Origin of the sequence: Protofrankia sp. Cr1 (genome assembly GCF_963555865.1) — a bacterium.
Classification (GTDB): Bacteria; Actinomycetota; Actinomycetes; order Frankiales; family Frankiaceae; genus Protofrankia.
In genome coordinates this window covers 824-4,952 of the sequence record NZ_CAUVXO010000123.1, presented here as the reverse complement: position 1 = coordinate 4,952, position 4,129 = coordinate 824, and the positions used below count along the sequence as shown (strand labels likewise).

The 4,129-nt window shown below is 69.3% G+C and carries 5 protein-coding genes; 3 read left to right on the top strand and 2 right to left on the bottom strand.

Annotated features, from left to right (window positions below; translation table 11 throughout):
- The coding region (locus tag U9980_RS12290) for an SDR family NAD(P)-dependent oxidoreductase (RefSeq protein ID WP_322768024.1) at positions 1-696 on the bottom strand (696 nt) is incomplete at its 3' end.
- Positions 697-786: 90 nt separating this feature from the next.
- Here U9980_RS12290 and U9980_RS12285 point away from each other — a divergent pair.
- Entirely contained in the window at positions 787-1,569 is a 783-nt protein-coding gene (locus U9980_RS12285; protein WP_322768023.1) for an SDR family NAD(P)-dependent oxidoreductase, read from the top strand.
- On the opposite strand, the gene U9980_RS12280 is transcribed toward U9980_RS12285, so the two are convergent.
- Positions 1,554-1,937, bottom strand: coding sequence for a DUF167 domain-containing protein (locus tag U9980_RS12280; protein WP_416210250.1), 384 nt, complete (start codon positions 1,935-1,937; stop codon positions 1,554-1,556). The two genes, U9980_RS12285 and U9980_RS12280, sit on opposite strands and share 16 nt — an antisense overlap.
- A gap of 99 nt (positions 1,938-2,036) precedes the next feature.
- Here U9980_RS12280 and fabG point away from each other — a divergent pair, with 99 nt between their 5' ends.
- The gene (fabG, locus tag U9980_RS12275; RefSeq protein ID WP_322768021.1) at positions 2,037-2,753 is read left to right on the top strand and encodes a 3-oxoacyl-ACP reductase FabG; all 717 of its coding nucleotides are present in this window, start codon (positions 2,037-2,039) and stop codon (positions 2,751-2,753) included.
- A gap of 134 nt (positions 2,754-2,887) precedes the next feature.
- Positions 2,888-4,084: a ferrochelatase gene (locus tag U9980_RS12270; RefSeq protein WP_416210248.1), complete on the top strand. Its 1,197-nt coding sequence runs from the start codon at positions 2,888-2,890 to the stop codon at positions 4,082-4,084.
- The last annotated feature ends 45 nt before the right edge of the window (positions 4,085-4,129 follow it).

Sequence of the window (4,129 nt, the reverse complement as noted above, 5' to 3'; positions counted from 1 at the left end):
GTCGCTGCACAGAAATGCGACCACGTCCCCGATGTCGTGGCGCGGGTCGCCCAGCCGGCCCAGCGGGATGTTGCTCAGACTCCGGGCGTACTCCTCGGGTTGCGCCTGCGCCCACGCATCCGCGGCGGGGCTGGTGGACGCGGGCAGCACGGTCAGAACCCGGATTCCGTCCTTGCCCCACTCCGCGGCCGCCACCCGGCCTAGTGTCTGGGTCGCGGCCTTGACCGACGCGTAGACACCCCGGCCGACCGGCATCGGATTCACCGAGGTCGAGCTGCCCAGGTTGATCACAACGCCGCCGTTACGCAGATACGGATAGGACGCGCGCATCAGCCGGAAGGTGGCGAGCGTCCCGGATTCCCAGCATGCCTGGAGAACGGACTCCTCGACGTCGAGGATGGAGCCGAGCGCGGTCTGCTGAGCGTTGTTGACGAGAATGTCCAGACCGCCGAGCCCGTCGACCGTCGCGGTCACGCTCCTGGCGATGTCCTGCGGCCGGGTCACGTCGGCGGGGATGGTCAGCGCCCGGCCGCCGAGCTCATGGACCTCCTTGGCGACCTCGATCAGTTTCGACTCGGTCCGCCCGACGAGGGCGACAGCCGCGCCCTGCGCGGCGACGGCCAGGGCGATGCCACGGCCGACCCCCTGCCCGGCGCCGGTGATCAGGGCCTTGCGGCCGACGAGCGTCCCCGCCATCGCCGTTCTCCATTCTGTGTCGAGTCTGTTTTGTTAGATTTAACTTATCTGCCTGCTTGATGATGCGTCGACCATTCGGAGGTGGACTGCTTGACCGGCAGTCTGGACAACCGCTTAGCGATCGTCACCGGCGCCGGATCAGGTATCGGACGGGCGACCGCGCGCCTGCTCGCCGCCCACGGCGCTCATGTGGTGGTCAATGATCTTGTGCCCGAGTGGGCGAAGGAAACGGTCGCTCAGGTGAGTTCCGAGGGCGGTAGCGCCGAGGAGTACGCCGGTGACGTCACCCTGTCGGCGTTTGTCGACCAGCTCGTCGCCGATGTCGTGGCTACCTGGGGACGGCTCGACATCCTGCACAGTAACGCCGGCGCCGGGCTGGCTCAGGGGCCGCTGGTATCCATCGAGGACGACGGTTGGCAGGCGGACCTCGCGCTCAACCTCGGCGCCAGCTTCTTCTTTTTGCGTGCGGCGCTGCGGGCCATGGTTCCCGCCGGCCGGGGTTCGATCATCTGTACGGCATCCGCCGCGGGTCTGGCTGCCGTTCCCGGCGTCGCCCCGTACGGGTCCGCCAAGGCGGGGCTCCTGCAGCTGGTCCGTTCGGCCGCCGTCGAGTACGGGCCGAAGGGGATCCGGGTGAACGCCGTCGTACCGGGAGCCGTCGCAAGCGCGAGGTTCACCTCGCGAGTCGGGGGCGAGGAGCGACTCGCCGGCTACGAGCGGCAGATCCCGCTCGGCCGTACGGTGACCGCGCATGACGTCGCCGAAGCGGTGCTCTGGTTGGCATCGGACGCCTCGGCGTGTGTCACCGGTATCGCGTTGCCGGTCGATGGCGGGATGGGTGCGATGCTTGCTCAGCCCTACCTCGGGGACTGATCCTTTCGGGACCTGGTGCGCGTGCGGACTGATGCGCCTGGTCGGTCCGGCGGCCTGTCGGGCCCGACGCCGAGCTCGGCGAGTCGGCCGCGTAGTTCGGGCTCGGGTAGCCCGCCGATTTCGACGATCTTCATGCGGTTTGTGGCGCCTGTGACCAGCACGACCTCGCGGCGGCGTACACCAAAGGCGGTCGCGAGCGCCCGCAGCGCAGCTTCGGTTGCCCGGCCGTCCACAGCGGGGGCGGTGACGTGGACGATCAGCGCCAGCCCACCACCGGCGCCGACGGGCTCACCAGCGGTCGCGAGTTCCTGGAAACCGCCGACCGAGGTCCGGGCCGATCCGGGGCGAACTTTGATGGTCAGGCGCACTGCCGCATCGTCTCGCGAAGCAGCCGTCATGGCGGGGGTCCGGTGTGTCGCGGACGGTGAGACCACTGGTTGCGCCATCTGACGGTTACCATCCGACCTATGGCGGAGGCTCAGGGGCGTGTGGTACTTGTAACTGGGGGTAATCGAGGGATCGGTGCCGCGTGTGCGGCGGCGCTGGCCGCGGCGGGCGACCGGGTGGCCGTGGCGAGCCGTGGGGGAGGCGCCCCCGACGGGATGTTCGGTGTCCGGCTCGACGTCACCAGCATGGAGGGGGTCGACAAGGCGTTCGCCGCAGTCGAAGCCGAGCTCGGGCCGGTGGAGGTGCTGGTGTCCAACGCCGGGATCACCCGGGACACCCTCCTGTTGACCATGAGCGAGGACGTGTTCCAGGAGGTCGTCGATACCAACCTGCTCGGCGCGTATCGGGTGGCCAAACGGGCCGCCCGGCCGATGCTGCGGATGCGGCGCGGACGTCTGATCTTCATTTCGTCGGTGTCGGCGACCAGCGGTGCCGCCGGGCAGGCGAACTACGCCGCGTCCAAGGCCGGCCTGATCGGCTTGGCCCGTTCGCTGGCCCGTGAGCTCGCACCGCGCGGCATCACCGCGAACATCGTGGCGCCCGGCCCAATCCGCACGGACATGACCGACACACTCACCGACGCCCAGCGCGACAACCTCGTCTCTCAGGTGCCGGCCCGGCGCATGGGTGAGCCTGAGGATGTGGCCGCACTCGTGGCGTTCCTGGCCTCGCCGGCGGCGTCCTACATCACCGGGGCGCTGATCCCGGTCGACGGCGGGCTCGGAATGGGGCATTAGTGCCGGGGACTGCGGCCTCCGGGCACGTGATCTGACGATCGTCGCGCGCCTTTTGGCCCGCTAGAAGGGCCGTCAGCGCCTACAGCCGACCCCCCGGGATGCGGTGCGCACCGTGCGCGGGGGACGATCGAGGCGTGTCGGGCGCCAGGAGGACTACAGCTGATCATATCGGAACCGGCCCTGGGCCGGCTGCTCCGGTCGGGGTCGACGCGTTGCTGCTGGTCTCCTTCGGCGGCCCGCAGGCGCCTGAGGACGTCATGCCGTTCCTGCGCACCGTCACCCGCGGGCGCGGCATCCCGGATCAACGGTTGGGCGAGGTTGCCGAGCACTATCACCGCTTCGGCGGCCGCAGCCCGATCAACGACCAGAACCGCGCCTTACTGGCCGCGCTGAAAGCCGACCTCGCACCGTTGCCCGTGTACTGGGGCAATCGCAACTGGTCGCCGTTTCTCGCCGACACCCTCGCGGAGATGCGCCGCGACGGCATCGGGCGGGCGGCCTGCTTTGTCACGTCCGTCTTCGCCTCCTATTCCGGTTGCCGCCAGTACCGCGAAAATCTCGCGGACGCGCGGGCCACGGTCGGTTCGGGCGTACCGGAACTGATCAAGCTGAGGCACTACTTCGACCATCCCGGCTTTGTCCTGCCCATGGTCGACCATGTGGTCGACGCGTTGGCAACGGTTCCGGCGTCCTCGTCGGACAGCACGCGATTGGTCTTCGTCGCCCACTCGATTCCCACTGCGCAGGCCGAAACCAGCGGCCCGGGCGGTGGCGCCTACCCCCGGCAGTTCGCGGCCGCGGCCCGTGCGGTCGCCGACCGGGTCGCATCCCGGACCGGGCGCCGCCACCGTTACGACCTCGCCTATGTCAGCCGCAGCGGGCCGCCGGACGTCCCCTGGCTCGTCCCGGACATCGGTGACCATCTCGCGGCGCTCGGCGCCACTGATACCATGACCGCGGTTGTGGTGGTACCGATTGGTTTTGTCAGTGACCACATGGAGGTCGTTTACGATCTCGATGTGGAGGCGGCCGCGCGGGCCGGTACAGCAGGTCTGACGTTTCGCCGGGCGGCAACGGTGGGGACCGACCGCCGTTTTGTTGCGATGGTCCGCGAACTGCTGGACGAGCGTAGGCACGGCGACGTGCCGCGACGGGCACTCAGTGAGTTGGGGCCGAGCCACGACGTGTGTCCGCTGTGGTGTTGCGCCGGGCGGGCTCGCCGTCCGGCCGCTGCCGGCACCCCGGCGGATGAGGACCCTACCCGCAACGCCACCGCCAGTCTGGACATCACTGACGTTGCCAGGGAGGAACCCCGGGGGATACGACGTTGACTGACGTAGGAACGCAGGCGTGGGCAAGAGGCCGTAGGGGAGTCC